This is a genomic window from Flavobacterium rarum (SeqCode) (assembly GCF_965234445.1).
GTDB lineage: Bacteria > Bacteroidota > Bacteroidia > Flavobacteriales > Flavobacteriaceae > Flavobacterium > Flavobacterium rarum.
Genome location: NZ_OZ248479.1, coordinates 260,627 through 276,049 on the forward strand (window position 1 = coordinate 260,627; position 15,423 = coordinate 276,049).

General features: G+C 34.3%; 12 protein-coding genes. 4 read left to right on the forward strand and 8 right to left on the reverse strand.

The features are described from left to right. The first annotated feature begins 195 nt into the window (after window positions 1-195). Window positions 196-1,068 carry an AraC family transcriptional regulator gene (locus tag AC8GF4_RS01055; RefSeq protein ID WP_506591923.1) on the forward strand — a complete coding sequence of 291 codons (873 nt, stop codon included), beginning with the start codon at window positions 196-198 and terminating at the stop codon, window positions 1,066-1,068. A gap of 223 nt (window positions 1,069-1,291) precedes the next feature. Here the strand turns inward: AC8GF4_RS01055 and AC8GF4_RS01060 are convergent, their stop codons facing one another. Next, on the reverse strand, window positions 1,292-2,284 hold the full coding sequence (locus tag AC8GF4_RS01060) for an HU domain-containing protein (protein ID WP_506591925.1): 993 nt from the start codon (window positions 2,282-2,284) through the stop codon (window positions 1,292-1,294). Window positions 2,285-2,530: 246 nt separating this feature from the next. Between AC8GF4_RS01060 and dprA the strand changes: the two genes are divergently transcribed. Continuing rightward, window positions 2,531-3,631, forward strand: a complete 1,101-nt coding sequence (dprA, locus tag AC8GF4_RS01065; RefSeq protein ID WP_506591927.1) for a DNA-processing protein DprA — start codon at window positions 2,531-2,533, stop codon at window positions 3,629-3,631. 285 nt (window positions 3,632-3,916) lie between these two features. Here the strand turns inward: dprA and AC8GF4_RS01070 are convergent, their stop codons facing one another. The 3 genes from AC8GF4_RS01070 to AC8GF4_RS01080 form a co-directional block, all read right to left on the reverse strand. Then, window positions 3,917-6,835 carry an FAD-binding and (Fe-S)-binding domain-containing protein gene (locus AC8GF4_RS01070; protein ID WP_506591929.1) on the reverse strand — a complete coding sequence of 973 codons (2,919 nt, stop codon included), beginning with the start codon at window positions 6,833-6,835 and terminating at the stop codon, window positions 3,917-3,919. 78 nt (window positions 6,836-6,913) lie between these two features. After that, window positions 6,914-8,809 (reverse strand): phosphoglycerate dehydrogenase, encoded by a 1,896-nt coding sequence (gene serA / locus AC8GF4_RS01075; RefSeq protein WP_506591930.1) that lies wholly within the window; start codon window positions 8,807-8,809, stop codon window positions 6,914-6,916. A gap of 326 nt (window positions 8,810-9,135) precedes the next feature. Next, window positions 9,136-9,945, reverse strand: coding sequence for a DUF1338 domain-containing protein (locus AC8GF4_RS01080; protein ID WP_506591932.1), 810 nt, complete (start codon window positions 9,943-9,945; stop codon window positions 9,136-9,138). A gap of 188 nt (window positions 9,946-10,133) precedes the next feature. Between AC8GF4_RS01080 and AC8GF4_RS01085 the strand changes: the two genes are divergently transcribed. Beyond that, window positions 10,134-10,607 (forward strand): Lrp/AsnC family transcriptional regulator, encoded by a 474-nt coding sequence (locus AC8GF4_RS01085; RefSeq protein WP_506591934.1) that lies wholly within the window; start codon window positions 10,134-10,136, stop codon window positions 10,605-10,607. A gap of 198 nt (window positions 10,608-10,805) precedes the next feature. Here the strand turns inward: AC8GF4_RS01085 and AC8GF4_RS01090 are convergent, their stop codons facing one another. Both AC8GF4_RS01090 and trpS read right to left on the reverse strand, forming a co-directional pair. Further along, the gene (locus AC8GF4_RS01090; RefSeq protein WP_506591936.1) at window positions 10,806-11,513 is read right to left on the reverse strand and encodes a hypothetical protein; all 708 of its coding nucleotides are present in this window, start codon (window positions 11,511-11,513) and stop codon (window positions 10,806-10,808) included. Between the two features lie 162 nt (window positions 11,514-11,675). After that, a complete protein-coding gene (gene trpS / locus AC8GF4_RS01095) occupies window positions 11,676-12,650 on the reverse strand; it encodes a tryptophan--tRNA ligase (RefSeq protein ID WP_506591938.1) in 975 nt (324 codons plus the stop codon). 104 nt (window positions 12,651-12,754) lie between these two features. Here trpS and AC8GF4_RS01100 point away from each other — a divergent pair, with 104 nt between their 5' ends. Beyond that, window positions 12,755-13,513: a lysophospholipid acyltransferase family protein gene (locus tag AC8GF4_RS01100; RefSeq protein WP_506591940.1), complete on the forward strand. Its 759-nt coding sequence runs from the start codon at window positions 12,755-12,757 to the stop codon at window positions 13,511-13,513. Between the two features lie 59 nt (window positions 13,514-13,572). Here AC8GF4_RS01100 and AC8GF4_RS01105 read toward each other — a convergent pair whose 3' ends face one another. Both AC8GF4_RS01105 and recA read right to left on the reverse strand, forming a co-directional pair. Further along, window positions 13,573-13,983: a hypothetical protein gene (locus tag AC8GF4_RS01105; RefSeq protein WP_506591942.1), complete on the reverse strand. Its 411-nt coding sequence runs from the start codon at window positions 13,981-13,983 to the stop codon at window positions 13,573-13,575. Window positions 13,984-14,133: 150 nt separating this feature from the next. After that, window positions 14,134-15,174, reverse strand: a complete 1,041-nt coding sequence (recA, locus tag AC8GF4_RS01110; RefSeq protein ID WP_506591943.1) for a recombinase RecA — start codon at window positions 15,172-15,174, stop codon at window positions 14,134-14,136. Window positions 15,175-15,423 lie beyond the last annotated feature (249 nt).

Here is a 15,423-nt window from a genome sequence, read left to right on the forward strand (position 1 = left end):
ATTCTATACTTTTGATAAAAGTAACGCTAGAAGTTCTTTTTGTGTCGCTAACTGTTATTTTAAATTTAATTCGTTGTTTTTGTCAAAAAACTGCTATTTTTGTAGTGGTAACAAGAGTTAATTTGTATTTTATTTAGAGTGGTTCTAAATAAAAACATTCGATAAAAGTCTTTTATACTTTAAAAATATATCGCTATGAGTTCTCAAGAAGTTATAACAATTGAAGATGAATTTACCCTACTACGCTTTCAAAATGATAGTGAAAACAGTTCGCAAGCACAACGTGAAGTCAGTAATGGATTAATTCAATTTCATTTTGCATTAAAAGGCAAAGCCAAATTCAACTTTAATCAAGGAAGTTATGTACTAGATTTGAACGAAGAGAAGTCGTATTTGTTCTACAATCCACAAAAGGAATTGCCATTAAACTTAAAATTGGCGCCAAACACTTGGGTTATATCGATACTCATTTCGATTCAAAAATTCCATAGATTATTCTCAAATGATTCGGGACATATTCCCTTTTTGAGTGATGAGAATAAAGACAAAAAATATTATAAAGAAGGAGATATAAGCCCTTCGATGGCCATTGTTTTGAGTCAGTTGTTCCATTATAATTTAAATCCTTCGATTAAAAATTTATATTATAAAGGCAAAGGATACGAGTTATTGAGTTTGTATTTCAACAGGTCCGAAGACCCCAATGCAGAACAATGTCCGTTTTTGATAGATGAAGATAATGTTTATAAAATTAAAAAAGCCAAAGAAATCATCATTGCTAATATGGCCGAACCACCAGGATTACAAGAATTGGCAGATGAAATAGGCTTAACCTTGAAGAAATTAAAAATGGGTTTTAAGCAAATTTATGGCGATACGGTGTATGGCTATTTATTTGATTATAAAATGGACTATGCCAGACAATTATTGGACAGCGGTTCTTATAATGTCAATGAAGTGGGATTGAAAATTGGTTATAGTACTGGAAGTCATTTTATTGCAGCATTTAAAAAGAAATTTGCTACAACTCCCAAGAAATATTTAATGTCCATAAATTCAAAGATTTAATCAGTTGAATTTCTCAAGAATTTGCCTCGGAGTTAGAGAGGAAATTTTGAAAACCTAGATTTTTTTAAAAAAACTAAAAATTTTCTTTTTTTCGATTGATACCTCGATGAATCTGCATTATGGTATTTCATTTTATAATTGAAAAAGACATAAAAAAATCACGAATAATTCTCTAAACGCAGAATTTATTCGTGATTGCTTTATGTAATGATTATAAATTTTTCTACAAAGACTGTATCAAAATCCAAGCTTCTGGATTGTCTGTTTCAGTGATTGAATCCTTAGCTTTTTCAGCTTCTGCAAAAGTAGTATAGCTACCGTACAAAACTGGATACAATCCGTTTTTGTTTATTCCCAGAACTCTGGCTTTATACCCTTTTGCAATTAATTGATTGTATCTTTTTTCGGCATTGGCTTCACTTCTAAAAGCTCCTGCCATGATATGATAGGGTAATTTCACTTCTTCTTTATTTTCCTTATTGGATTTTAAGGAAAGAGTTACAGCTGGAATTGGTGTTTGTATAAAGAAAGTAGCTTCTTGAATTTTGTTTTGCACTTGTTTTTGAACTGCTGTTTCAACCAAAATTGTATCCGAAGTTATTTTGTTTTGATACATTGGATACCCAATTGTTCCCGCAACACCCAATCCTACAACCAAAATAGCAGCATATTTAAGATACGGATTCGATTTCTTATGCTCTGTATCGGGTACGAAGTTAAAAAGAGGTAATTCTTCCTCTGCGACAATTTTTGTAGTATTTACAGGAGCTATCTCTGCTTTCTCAATTACTATTTCTCTTTTAACTGCTGGAGAAACAAAAGAAGTTAATCCAAAAGATTGAGCCAAATAATTGGTTTGTTCGTTTGGAGCAAAATGAAGATTGTTTTCGGAATTTAGGCTTAAAACACCAATGTTTTTTATAGTAAAAGTACGATTCTCTTGTAATGCTTTTTTCCATCCTAAAACTTCAAATTCTATTGCACTAACGGCGTAATCATAAGATGTTTTTTCGGCTTGAGCAATATGATTTGCCAATAACCCGTCGTTGTTTTTTATATACGAATTAAAAGAAATCATTTTTTTGGGAGGAAAAAAAGAATGGGAGTTTTCTACCAATTGAGCCGATTGGATTTCGGTCAAAAAAGCTCCAAAACCAGGAACGGTTACACATTGATAACGGTATAAAAGCTGCGCGATGTAAAGTTCGATTTTCATAGTAACAAAGTTATACAACCAAAATAGTTATCAAAATTTTATTCACAATTTTTATTAACAATTTGCATTGCTATGGATATCAATATATTCCAATTTAATAGTGCCCTGAACTGCATTCAAAACTTTTTAAAAACGTTTTTTTTCATCACTACAAAACCATTTTTCGACTAAAAATTATGGCCTCGAAGAAATAATTGAGTCAAAAAATATTTATAAAATCAAAAATAAGTAGTATAATTGTAAGATATGTCAGAAGAAAATCTATATTATTTAATGGCTCTACTCCGAATTGATGGCGTTGGAGATATAATGGCCAAAAAACTCTTAACCCATTTTGGATCTGCTGAAAATGTTTTGAATGCCAAAAAATCTCAACTGGCAGGTATTGATGGTGTTGGTGCTGTATTGTTGAAAAACTTGAAGGACAAAACGGTTTATGAAAAAGCCAAACAAGAATTGAATTTCATACAAAATAACAATATAGATGTATTGCATTTTCAGGATGAGAAATACCCAGACCGCTTGAAACATTGTATTGATAGTCCCGTTTTATTATTTACTTCTGGAAATATCAATTTGAGTAATCGAAAAATAATAAGCATTGTAGGAACCAGACAGATAACTTCGTATGGTACTGAATTTTGCAGAAAATTTATTGAAGAATTGGCCCCATTAGACCCGATAATTGTAAGTGGTTTTGCCTATGGAGTAGACATTGTAGCGCATCAATTGGCAATGGACCATAATTTGCAAACTATTGGAGTTGTCGCACACGGATTGAACCAAATTTACCCCAAACCTCACAAAAAATATGTCGCCAGAATGGAACAAAATGGTGGTTTTATGACCGAATTTTGGAGTACAACCAACCCCGATAAAGAGAATTTTGTTCGTAGAAACCGCATTGTTGCTGGAATGACCGAGGCGACTATTGTGATAGAATCTGCAGACAGAGGCGGTTCGCTCATCACCGCCAATATGGCCAATGATTACAACCGTGATGTTTTTGCTGTTCCAGGACGGGTAACCGACAAATACAGTCAAGGCTGTAATAATTTGATTAAAACTCAAAAAGCAAATGTACTCACCTCAGCAGCCGATTTAATTTATATTCTGAATTGGGATATTAAAAAAGAAACCAAACCTATTCAAAAACAACTGTTTGTCACGCTTGACGACGACGAGCAAAAAGTGTATGATTATCTTTTAAAAACAGGCAAAGAACTGATGGACATTATTGCGCTGCATTGCGATTTTCCGATTTACAGAATTTCGGGTTTATTGCTCAACATGGAATTAAAAGGTGTGATACGCCCTTTGCCCGGAAAAATGTTTGAGGCTATTTGATTGCGGATTGTTGATTTCTGGAATCCAAAAAAACATTGTGGTTTTGTTTCAATATTCCAATAGCCCACGGTTTCAACCGTGGGTTACGTATTGAGAATTTTCAAAGATTTGTTATCTATATTGTCCCCAACGGTTGAAACCGTTGGCTATGGTTGCAATAAAACAAATGTTTTCGTGTCTTTAGATAGGAAATTTGGCCATATTTTACACAGATTAGTTATAAAAAAAATTGCAGATGTTTTATTAACATCTGCAATCAAATTGTATTTTTAAAATCTAAAACCCCTATTTTAAAGCCTTAAAAAGTATCTCAACAGGGTGAAATGCTTTTCGGCTAGTTCCGTCGCTTATTTGATGCCTACAGCTGGTTCCTGAAGCAGATATTAGCGTCGCTTCTTCTTCGGAACGGATGGCTGGAAACAAAACCAGTTCGCCAATTTTCATCGAAATGTCATAATGTTCTTTTTCGTATCCAAAAGAACCGGCCATACCGCAACATCCGCTTGGGATATTAAGAACAGTATAATTTTTTGGTAACATCAAGATTTTCTTAAGTGGCACCAATGATGATAAGGCTTTCTGGAAACAGTGACCGTGCATACGAACTCTTTCTTGCGTTTCCGTAAAAGAATCCGAAGTGATCCTGCCTTCATCTAGTTCTTTGGCCAAAAACTCTTCAATAAGCATTGCTCTACTGGAAAAGGATTTTGCTTTTATTTTCAAATCACCACGGCATAAATCAGGATATTCATCTCGGAAGGATAATATAGCCGAAGGTTCAATTCCAATCAAAATGGTGTTTTCTGGTATTTCTTTGGCGAAAGCCTGTGTATTCTTTTCGGCAATTTCCCGGGCTTCTTTCAACATTCCTTTTGAAAGATAGGTTCTTCCGCTGATGCCGATTTCCGGAACCACTACTTCATAACCCAAACGGTTAAACAGCTTCACGGCAGTCTGACCGATTTCGACATCATAGAAATTCAGGAATTCGTCGTTGTACAAATACACTTTCCCTTGTATGAAATTTCCGGTTTGTCTATAGCTTTTGATCCATTTGGCGAAAGTAATTTTGTGCATTAACGGCAACGTTCTTTGGGTTGCAAAACCGGTCGAACGTTTCATTAGGTTTCCTATAATTCCTTTAGAACCAAAATTATACAGCCATGGAACTGAAGCAAACAATTGATTGATTTTTGGCGTGTTACCAATTAATCTAGAACGGAATTTCACTCCGTTTTTATCATGGTATTGCTGTAAGGTTTCGGCTTTTAGCTTCGCCATATCTACATTTGATGGGCATTCGGATTTACATCCTTTACAGCTCAAACACAAATCAAGTACTTCAAGAAGTCCTTCGTCATCAAATTTGTTCTCTTTTTTAGAATTGGTGATGGTATCTCTTAAAATGTTTGCTCGGGCGCGTGTAGTATGTTTTTCATCACGAGTAGCCATATAACTTGGACACATTGTTCCGCCACTTTTTTCTGTTTTTCTACAATCTCCAGAACCATTACACATTTCGGCAGCACGAAGGATTCCGTTGTGCTCTGAGAAATCAAAATACGTCTCGGGCATTGGAGTATCTTGCCCTGGAGTATATCTCAAGTTGGTATCCATCGGTGGTGTATTCACAATTTTTCCCGGGTTGAAAATTCCCCAAGGATCCCAAGTGTTTTTTACATCGATAAACATTTGGTAGATTTCTTCTCCAAGCATCAATGGAATAAATTCACCTCGAAGTCTTCCGTCACCGTGCTCCCCGCTTAGGGAACCTTTGTATTTTTTTACCAAATGTGCAATATCGGTAGCGATAGTTCTAAAAAGCGCAGCACCTTCTTTGGTCTTTAGATCAATAATTGGTCGAAGATGCAATTCTCCTGTTGCCGCATGCGCATAATGCACACAACTCAGATTTCGTTCTTTTAAAATAATATTGAAATCTTCGATAAATTCAGGTAAATCATTGACGTCAACAGCGGTATCTTCAATAACGGCAACGGCTTTGGCATCTCCAGGAATATTAGACAACAATCCCAATCCTGCTTTTCTTAGATTCCAAACTTTATTGGTGTCTTCACCGTAAACAATCGGGAAATGAAATCCTAGATTTTTGGAACGCATCAATGCTTCCATTTCTTTAGCAATTTGGAGGATTTCTTCTTGAGTATCTCTTAAAAATTCGACCACAAGAATAGCTTGCGGATCACCTTCTACAAAAAATCTGTTTTTGCTTTGTTCGATATTTTCTTTGGTACATTCCAAGATATAATGATCGATCAATTCAACACTGTCTGGGTTGAATTTCAAAGCTTCGAGATTGGCTTTCAATGATTCGTTGATGCTGTTACAATGCACACAAACCAAGGCCGCAAATGGTTTTAAGGCATCAACTAAATTCAGTTTAATGGCAGTCGAAAAGAACAATGTTCCTTCGGATCCTGCAATTAATTTACAGAAATTAAATTTCTCAGTAGGATCGCCAAAAGGCTGACTATCGGCCAATAAATCCAAAGCGTAACCTGTGTTTCGTCTTGGAATGGATTTTTTAGGATAATTTTCGTCAAATAATGCTCTGTTGGCTGGTGAGCCTAATATTTCTTTCGTCTGAACATAAATAGCCTGTTCTAAAGGACTAACGACATTTATTCCGTTGCATTTGTCTTCAAATTCGGCATTGGTCAAAGCACCAAAAGTAACTTCGTTTCCATCGGCTAGAAAACCTTTAATTTCAAGTAAATGTTCACGGGTAGAACCATAAATTACTGATCTTGCACCACAGGCATTATTCCCTACCATACCACCAATCATACAGCGATTACTAGTGGAAGTTTCTGGGCCGAAGAATAATTTATACGATTTTAAATGGATATTCAGTTCGTCTCTAATCACACCTGGTTCAACCCAACACGATTTTTCAATTGGGTCAACCGAAAGTATTTTGGTAAATTCTTGTGAAATATCAACTACAATTCCGTTTCCAACTACCTGACCTGCAAGAGAAGTTCCTGCAGCACGTGGAATTACACTGCTTTTGTTTTCTCTAGCAAAAGCGATAATTTTTTGAATATCTTCCTTCGTTTTTGGAATCGCTACTGCTAGCGGCATTTCTTTGTAAGCACTTGCATCCGTTGCATATAAAGTACGCATCGTGTGGTCGTACAATAATTTTCCATCTAATTGCTTTTCAAGACTTTCAAGGTTCATTTTGGTGATTTTAGATTTCGGATTTTAGATTTTAGATTTCTATTAATTTGAAATCTAAAATCTAAAATCTAAAATTATTTAGTACAGAATTCTATATCGAATGGTATTCGGAATCTTTTTTAATTTTTTCTCCAATTCTTTATTATGGAAATTATCAATATCGGTAATTACATATCCCAAAGTTTCGTTGGTTTTGAGATATTGACCCAAAATATTGTTGTCATACTCCAAAAGGATATTGTTGATTTGAGCCAAAATACCTTTTACATTTTCATGGATGTGCATGATACGGTGTGCGCTTTGCAGTTCAGGAAGCTGAATTTCAGGAAGATTGACACTTCCGTAAGTAGTACCTGTATTTATGTAATTAATAATTTTGTTGGCCACATAATGCCCAATATCTTCTTGCGCTTCTTCGGTGCTTCCTCCAATATGCGGCGTCAAAATTACATTTGGCATACCTTGTAATTCGGATACAAAAGGCTCGTCATTGTTTTTTGGTTCGTATGGAAATACATCAACTGCAGCACCGTGAATTTTACCACTTTTTAAGTTGGCTACCAAAGCATCAATATCTACCACATGGCCTCTTGAAAGATTCAAAAAGATAACACCCGGTTTCATGTATTCAAAAGCTTGGGCATCAATTAAATTTTTGTTACTAGCGCGTCCATCTACGTGCATAGAAACCACGTCCGAAAGTGCTAATAATTCCTTCAAAGAAGAACATTTTTTAGCATTACCAAGAGCCAATCTATCGACAGCATCATAGAAATATACTTTCATACCCAATGCTTCGGCAATGATAGAAAGTTGTGATCCGATACTTCCGTATCCAACCAATCCTAATTTTTTACCGCGAATTTCAACACTATTGGTGGCCGATTTGTCCCAAACTCCAGCGTGCATCAATTTGCTTTTTTCGAAAGTATTACGAACCAGCATAATAATTTGTCCTAAAGCCAACTCTACTACAGATCTAGTGTTACTATACGGAGCATTGAAAACAGAAATTCCTTTCATGCTGCAAGCGGTAAGATCTACTTGGTTGGTACCAATACAGAAAGTTCCAATAGCATGCAGTTTTTTGGCATGTTCTAATACTTTCTCGGTTACATGTGTTTTAGAACGAATTCCTAGTATAGAAACGCCTTTTATTTTTTCGATCAATTCCTCTTCAGATAATGATCCTTTGATAGTTTCAACATTATAGCCTTCGTGTTCAAAGATTTTAACAGCATCTTCATGGACATTTTCCAATAACAAAACGTTGATTCTGTTTTTTGGATACGAAACCGAAGCTTTATAGGATAGCTCATAAAGTATTTCGTCCAATGATGGCGCTATTTGGCTGGCTTTTTCGACCACAACTTTTCGGCTTACATTTTCGGTAAAAGCAAAAAATTGAGATACTGCTCCACCTTCCAGCGTTTCATAATCGGTGTATCCATCTCCAATCATTATAGCTTCACCTTGAAGATTTAATGATTTTATTTTTTTTACTTTTCCTTGGTTTTCGCACAATTCATCCTTTTCATCAAAACCAATGATATTTCCATCATGGTCAAACTTGAAGGTATTGGCCAAAACATGTTCTGGTTTTATGCCGTATTCTTGAACAATCGGAATTATAATTTCTTTAAAACCGTTTGAAATGATATAAATATTATCCGAATGTTGCTTAAAAAAAACTCTGTTTCTAATTACAGAGGCAGTGACTTTCTTTTTTAATTCTTCAATTACAGCACCAATATGATCTCTATTGGCTTGTAATAATTGGATTCTTTGAGTCAAAGATTCTTTCAAAGACAATTTACCTTCCATTCCTAGGTCGGTCAATCGTTGAATTTCACTTAAAATTTGAACTCCTGCTGCACTATCTTTATAAATTACTTCACATAACACATCCAGCGCTTCGACTTTTATAAAAGTACTGTCAAAATCGAATATAAATGTTTCCTGATTTTCTGTCATCTTTTTACTGTTTTTCACAAATAGAAATTATTTGTCAATTTTTTTTCAAAGATAGCCCCTCTATTGGTTTTCTGAAAATTTATTGGTATAATACTAAACAGTTTAACGATAATTGAGATTATTGTTAAAAATGGACTCTTTGATCCTATAATTTTAAATATAAATCTTTAAAATCTATTTTAAATTTTGATTTATTGATTTTACAAACGCTATAAAAAATTGATTTTCGTAATTGCAGAGTGCTATTTCTTAAAAAAAACAATAACTCGTCATTATTCACCATACAAAACAGAGAATTTGACAAGTTATTGGATTGGTTTTAATCTTTATTTTTGCAGTTTTACATCCGTGCTTTCAAAAATTTTATCGGCTGATGAAGCCACAAATCCTTGGTACAAATTACCATCTGGCATTGCATAGCGCAAAGCAAATTCATAATAACAAGAAGGAATTTCAAACGAACCTTCTTCAAAAGTAATGGTGTATAAATCGGCCAATGTACTAGATTGCTCTAATAATTGCTCCGGAGTTCCTTTTATTTTACCTCCAGATGCGTTGAGTTTCCAGCCTTTCTCTTCTAAGAAAGTGTTAAGTTCTTCCAATTTTTCAAAATGGGTAAGTGCATTGACATTGATAGTAAAATGATTGGCGCGGAAACCATAGATATACATCCAAGCAGCATATTCGGATTCTTCCAAAAGTGAATTGTATATTGCTTGCGAATCGGATTTCCAAAAAGTGCTATTTAAAGCCAATTCAGGATTCGTGAATTCATTAGGATCGCAATCATCAAGTAATTTTTTTACTGTATTTTGTAATGATTCCGAACATTTTTCAAGCTCTAATTCTGATATAAAAATTCTTGGTGCATTTTTGTCTTTAGTGTGCTCGTAGTGTTTAGCGAACAATTTTTTGGTTTCAAAAACGTATTCTCCACGGGCTTCGTATCCAACGCTCAAGAAAATTTTTTCCAATACATCAATGTTGACTCTTTTGTCGTTAAATGTTCGAATCGCAACGTGATCGTTTTGAATCGTTTCGCCCATTTCTTCTAATAAATTGTGTATCTTTTGGGCAGATGGGGTAATTGCAGCATATTGTTCCCAAAGTTTCGAAAGCAGTTGATTCTTGTCCATTTCTGTGTGTTTTTAATGTTGTAATTATGACACGAAATTAGAACTAAATCTGTTGAAATAACATAATTGAGGTAGGATTATTAATAAATGGACACTACAACGTATAAATTATGTAATTTTGACACAATTCTAAGACTTTTTATTGTTAGAATTGTCAATGTTATAAATTACTACTAATTAAATAGCTAATGGTAAATTCCAAAAACAACGAAAATACTGATTATTTAGATCAAGAAATCATCAGAAAGCTGAGCGAGAACGGTAGAATTCCTTTTTCGGAATTGGCCAAAGAATTAAAAGTGTCGAATTCATTGGTGCATTTACGCGTGAAAAAATTACAGGAATCAGGCGTAATTGCAGGATTTTCTGTAAAATTGAATGCCAAAGCCAACGGTTTTGAAACTATAACTTATACCGGAATTGCTACCAAAGAAGCCCGTTTTGCGTATTCAATAGCCGAGCAATTAAAACTGATTCCGGAGATTGTGGAATGCCATTGGGTTTCGGGTAAATATGCTTTGTTTATAAAAATTGTAGCGGCAAATAACGAAGAGCTACGCAAAATAATCTACGAACAAATCCATATTATTGAAGGAGTGGGTGGAACGGATTCTTTTATTTCGTTCGGTTCCGCTTTTGAGAAAAACTTGCCGATACAGTAAAATCAAGAGACACAGATTTCACAGATGACCAAAGATTATACCATTGGTTAATACATTATATTCCAATAGCTTTGGTATAATGCCGTTGTATATTTCATTTTGACTAATTTGAAATATACAACGGTATTAATTCGTTTTTTGGGCTTTTAATTATACCAAATTCTGCAAATCCATTGAGGTAACGATTTTATCTAGTCATTATATTTTTTTTGCATTTGTAATTTTAATGTTAACAGAGTCAACATCAGTAATCCAATTGACTAAATCAGGGTCAATCCAAGATAAAATTTCTATTATTGAATTATATATTTCTTCCACGTATAAAAAGTCAATACTATTTCCATTAAAACAGATTGGTTCATTATGATTGATTCGATTTCTGAACTGTCTAATTTTATTTAATCTAGCAGTTACATCACTTCTTCCGTGACCGGCAGGAATATGGTTAAATATTTGAATAGGTCTTCCTTGTAAAAGCCGATAATGATGGACTTCAAATAAATCTGTCCAAAAGCCGAGAGACTGATCTGCAATTATTTTCCCACTTGAGATTGGAATTCTAAGTTTTCGCATCCTTTTTTCCGATTTCTCTACGGATGATTTTAAATAATCATTGATTACAATTCTGTTGGTTCTTCTATCATGATGTCTCAATGAAGAATCATTCATAAACCCATTTTTTTGATTTATTATCCAATCAGAATCTTCAAAATGTACAGTTAAAATTGTGTTTATTCTATTTCTTAAAATTACTTCTAGAATCCCTAATAGTGGATGAAATGATTGTGCAATTTTTAAATTTGCTTTGTATAATCTTAAAGCTTTTGACATACTATTTCCAGTAGCAACATAGTATCTGTCAATTCTCTGGGCGGATAGGAAAGATTGAATTTTATTAAATTCCATTTTTTAGTATTAACAATATTTGTAAATATATAAAAAATGTCATAATTTTGCCAAGTCATGCTTAGAAAAGCCTCTTGCCTTTTGGTAAAGTAACTAAGTTTAAGAATTTAAAAGAGCCATTGTAAAATGGCTCTTTTTTGTTAGGTATATGTGGCTTACTTTTTAAACCTCAAACCCCAATTTCTCTCTTACTCTATTCAAAACACCATTGGCAACAACACTCGCTTTTGTAGCTCCTTTTTTCAATAAGGCATCCACTTCTGGAAGATTGTTGATGTAGTAGTTGTATTTTTCTCTTTCGGTTTTGAATTTTTCAACAATCAATTCAAACAACGCTTGTTTGGCGTGACCGTATCCGTAATTACCGCCTAAATAATTGGCTCTCATCGCTTCGATTTGAATTTCGTCTGCTAATAATTTAAACAAAGCAAAACAATTGCAAGTATCTGGATTTTTAGGATCTTCCAGAGGCGTGCTGTCCGTTTCAATGCTCATGATTTGCTTGCGCAAGGCTTTGTCATCCAAGAATATATTGATAAAATTATTCGCAGATTTACTCATTTTTCCGCCATTAGTACCGGGAATCAACATGCTATCTTCTTGGATTTTGGCTTCTGGAATCACAAAAGTTTCTCCCATTTGGTGGTTGAAACGGGACGCTACATCACGAGTGATTTCCAGATGTTGCAATTGGTCTTTTCCAACAGGAACAAATTCAGCATCATATAACAAAATATCGGCAGCCATAAGCATTGGATACGAAAACAAACCAGCATTAACATCTTCCAATCGATCGGCTTTGTCTTTGAAAGAGTGTGCCAATGTCAAACGCTGAAAAGGAAAAAAACAACTCAAATACCAAGACAACTCTGCTGTTTGTGCCACATCGGACTGGCGGTAAAAAACCACTTTGTCTACATTTAATCCGCAGGCCAACCAAGCGGCAGCGGTACTATAGGTATTGGCTCTTAGTGTTTCGCCATTTTTTATTTGGGTAATAGAGTGCAAATCGGCTATAAAAAGATAAGATTCGTTTTCGGGTTTATTTGATAATGCGATTGCGGGTATAATTGCTCCCAATAGGTTTCCCAGATGTGGAGTTCCTGTGCTTTGAACACCAGTAAGTATTTTTGCCATTTTTGATATTTTAGTCTCTTTTGATGGAATTGTTGAATAGAATATTTTTTTGCAAAGTTAATTCTTTTGCTAAATTTTCCGCAAGTTTCCTTACTTTTGACTTTATGAAAAGTATAAAAAAGATTTTGTGGGCCATTTGGCGGGTATGGTTTTACGTTGTAATGTTAATTCCAATCCTTGTTATGCTTCCTTTTTTGGTAGCTTCGATAGTAACCGAAAGTGGGTATCCCTATTTTTTTAAAATGTCTCGGATCTGGGCCAAATGCGTACTTTTTGGAATGGGTTTTTATTATAAAATAGAAAAAATTCAAAAATTGGATCATAACAAAAGTTATATGTTTGTGGCCAATCATACTTCTATGACAGACATTATGCTTATGCTTGCTGCTGTTGACAATCCTTTTGTGTTTGTTGGCAAAATGTCTTTGGCTAAAATTCCGTTGTTTGGTTTTTTCTACAAACGTACCAGTATTTTGGTAGATAGAAGTAGTTCAAAAAGTAGAATGGAAGTTTTTAATGAAGCTCAAAAAAGAATCAATCGCGGATTAAGCATTTGTATTTTCCCAGAAGGAGGAGTGCCGCATGATGAATCTATTTTATTGGATAATTTCAAAGATGGAGCCTTTAGATTGGCCATAGAACATGAATTGCCAATTGTGCCTTTGGTGTTTCCAGACAATAAAAAAAGATTATCCTATACATTTTATAGCGGAAGTCCAGGTTTAATGCGGGTTAAAATCCTTCCTTATGTTGAAACCGCTGGTAGAACTGCAGTAACAGATCGAAGAGAAATTCGAGAAGAAATTCGAGATTTAATTTATAATGAACTACTCGAGTTTGAGAAAAAAGATAAGATGAATTAGTTTAAACTCTTATTAAAAATAAAGGAGACTTTCTATTTTGAAAGTCTCCTTTTTTTTAATTATACAGCTTTTTTTATGACAATTGTCTGAGTTAAAAACTCTGTTGCCGTTTTTTTGAACTTCAAAGTGTAAGTTCCTTCTGCCGTAGGCTTCATTTTGTATGTAGTTGTTTTAGTGGCTGGTGTTGTACCACAGCTTGTTCCTTCATACTTGGATTGTACTTCAATTTGTTTTGTGTTTGCTGTAGTTGTTTCGACAAACTTGTTAAAAACACCACAATTGTTTTCTACAGCATAAGTTACTGTAAAGCTCAACTCTTGATTGGGTGTTCCAGTAGTTGGTCCAGTAATTGCACTTACTAGTGAAACCTTTGTTACTACTTGCGGTTGGTCATCGTCTTTGGAACAAGAAGTTAAAGAAACAGCAGCAAAAAGAATCATAGCAACGGTTTGTAATCTAAATTTTTTCATGGTTTTAATTTTTATTAATTATGTTAATTTTAATAAAGATGATTAAAACTCAAAATGGTTGCGTAGTTAATTTCTGTCTAAGTATAAATAGGATGAATATAATTTTATAAAAAAACCGACTGAATTGATTCTCAGTCGGTTTTGAATTATTTAAGCATTTGCTAACTCTTTGATGTGATTTTTAATTTTCACTTCCAGTTCGTCTGCCAATTCTGGATTGTCTTTAATCAATGATTTCACAGCATCGCGGCCTTGTCCAAGCTTTGTTTCACCGTAACTGAACCAAGAACCCGCTTTTTTGATAATTTCAAACTCAACAGCAAGATCAAGTATTTCACCTGTTTTAGAGATTCCTTCGCCATACATGATGTCAAATTCGGCTACTTTAAATGGCGGTGCTACTTTGTTTTTAACCACTTTTACTTTAGTTCTATTTCCAAGAACATTGTCTCCATCTTTAATTTGAGTAGAACGACGAATATCCAAACGTACCGAAGCATAAAACTTCAGGGCATTTCCTCCAGTTGTTGTTTCAGGATTTCCAAACATTACACCAATTTTCTCTCTCAATTGGTTGATAAAGAAAACCGTACAGTTTGTTTTGCTGATTGTTCCCGTTAATTTTCTCAAAGCTTGAGACATTAAACGTGCATGCAATCCCATTTTGGAATCTCCCATTTCACCTTCAATTTCACTTTTTGGTGTCAAAGCAGCAACCGAGTCAATTACCACAATGTCAATAGCTCCAGAGCGAATCAGGTTTTCGGCAATTTCCAATGCTTGTTCTCCGTTATCCGGTTGCGAAATGATTAGGTTTTCGATATCAACTCCTAATTTTTCGGCATAATTTCTATCAAAAGCATGTTCTGCATCAATAAAAGCTGCTATCCCACCTGCTTTTTGAGCTTCGGCAATAGCGTGAAGTGTTAAAGTTGTTTTACCAGACGATTCCGGTCCGTAGATTTCTATAATTCTACCTCTTGGATAACCACCAACTCCTAAAGCCAAATCGATTCCCAAAGACCCAGACGAAATAGTTTCTACTTCTTCAATGGCTTTGTCTCCCATTTTCATTACAGTCCCTTTTCCGTAAGTTTTATCTAATTTGTCAAGTGTAAGTTGTAACGCTTTTAATTTTGCTTCTTTCTCTGAACCCGTCTTTTCTTTCATCTCTTTTTCTTTTGTTTTCATATTTTTTTTCAACTATTTAAGATAAAAATAGTGGAGGTGTTTTATTTAATTTTCGTAAAAATACTTCTTTTTTTCGAAGTAGCAAAAGTTGTTTTTTCAAAATAAAATTTACAAAAAATCTCTTTGTGATGACTTCTATGGTTTTGGAAAAGTATCATTCTGTAACCGTTTTATGAATTCTATTTTTGCATTAGAATTGTATGTATTTGAAAAGCTTCTGTTTTCGATATTTTCTATTTAAAGATATTC

Coding starts and splice junctions, on each gene's coding strand:
- AC8GF4_RS01055 (WP_506591923.1), top strand. CDS start 196: ATGAGTTCTCAAGAAGTTATAACAATTGAAGATGAATTTACCCTACTA.
- AC8GF4_RS01060 (WP_506591925.1), bottom strand. CDS start 2,284: ATGAAAATCGAACTTTACATCGCGCAGCTTTTATACCGTTATCAATGT.
- dprA (WP_506591927.1), top strand. CDS start 2,531: ATGTCAGAAGAAAATCTATATTATTTAATGGCTCTACTCCGAATTGAT.
- AC8GF4_RS01070 (WP_506591929.1), bottom strand. CDS start 6,835: ATGAACCTTGAAAGTCTTGAAAAGCAATTAGATGGAAAATTATTGTAC.
- serA (WP_506591930.1), bottom strand. CDS start 8,809: ATGACAGAAAATCAGGAAACATTTATATTCGATTTTGACAGTACTTTT.
- AC8GF4_RS01080 (WP_506591932.1), bottom strand. CDS start 9,945: ATGGACAAGAATCAACTGCTTTCGAAACTTTGGGAACAATATGCTGCA.
- AC8GF4_RS01085 (WP_506591934.1), top strand. CDS start 10,134: ATGGTAAATTCCAAAAACAACGAAAATACTGATTATTTAGATCAAGAA.
- AC8GF4_RS01090 (WP_506591936.1), bottom strand. CDS start 11,513: ATGGAATTTAATAAAATTCAATCTTTCCTATCCGCCCAGAGAATTGAC.
- trpS (WP_506591938.1), bottom strand. CDS start 12,650: ATGGCAAAAATACTTACTGGTGTTCAAAGCACAGGAACTCCACATCTG.
- AC8GF4_RS01100 (WP_506591940.1), top strand. CDS start 12,755: ATGAAAAGTATAAAAAAGATTTTGTGGGCCATTTGGCGGGTATGGTTT.
- AC8GF4_RS01105 (WP_506591942.1), bottom strand. CDS start 13,983: ATGAAAAAATTTAGATTACAAACCGTTGCTATGATTCTTTTTGCTGCT.
- recA (WP_506591943.1), bottom strand. CDS start 15,174: ATGAAAACAAAAGAAAAAGAGATGAAAGAAAAGACGGGTTCAGAGAAA.